1 pseudogene is annotated in these 702 nt (G+C 45.0%); it reads left to right on the top strand.

The annotated features are described in order from the left end of the window. Window positions 1-640 (top strand): annotated as a pseudogene (locus UF75_RS25835) (DNA polymerase III subunit alpha); the annotation flags it as partial. Between the last annotated feature and the right edge of the window lie 62 nt (window positions 641-702).

The following is a 702-nucleotide window of genomic DNA, read 5'->3' as shown; positions in this document are numbered from 1 at the left end:
CAAGGCTTTAGCGAACCCTGAAAAATGGGCTGAATATGAAGCTTTAATGAGGGAGCATAAGGTCCCGGAATGGTATATCGATTCCTGCCGAAAAATAAAATACATGTTTCCTAAAGCCCATGCTGCAGCCTATGTCATGATGGCCTTCCGCATAGCCTGGTTTAAAGTGCACATACCCCAGGCATATTACGCAGCCTACTTCACCATTCGAGCGAAGGCCTTTGAAGCAGAATTTATGATCTTCGGCAAAGAAAAGGTTAAGGCCAAAATGAAGGAAATTGAGGAGCTGGGCAACGCTGCCACCCCTAAGGATAAGGATATGTACGATGACTTGGAATTGGTGTTGGAAATGTATGAAAGGGGCTTTAAATTCCTGCCCATTGATTTATACAAATCCCATGCCACAAAATTCCTGCTCGAGGAGGAGGGCTTAAGGCCGCCCATAAACAGCATATCCGGCATGGGAACTGTGGCAGCCGAAGGACTATATAACGCGGCCCAAGAAAAGCCCTTCAACTCCATAGAGGATGTCAAGAAACGGGCTAAAATCGGGAATGCTACCATCGATTCACTTCGGAAATTTGGCTGCTTTAAAGGAATTCCGGAAAGTGATCAGATGAGTCTTTTTGATGTAATTTAATGAGTGATTAAGAAAGTGAAAACACAAGCCACCGCTCACACAGGCGGTGGCTTGTAAAGTTT

It is taken from the genome of Desulfosporosinus sp. I2 (assembly GCF_000960765.1).
Lineage (GTDB): Bacteria > Bacillota > Desulfitobacteriia > Desulfitobacteriales > Desulfitobacteriaceae > Desulfosporosinus.
Note: the sequence above shows the minus strand (reverse complement) of the source record. Positions and strands in the feature narration are given on the sequence as shown.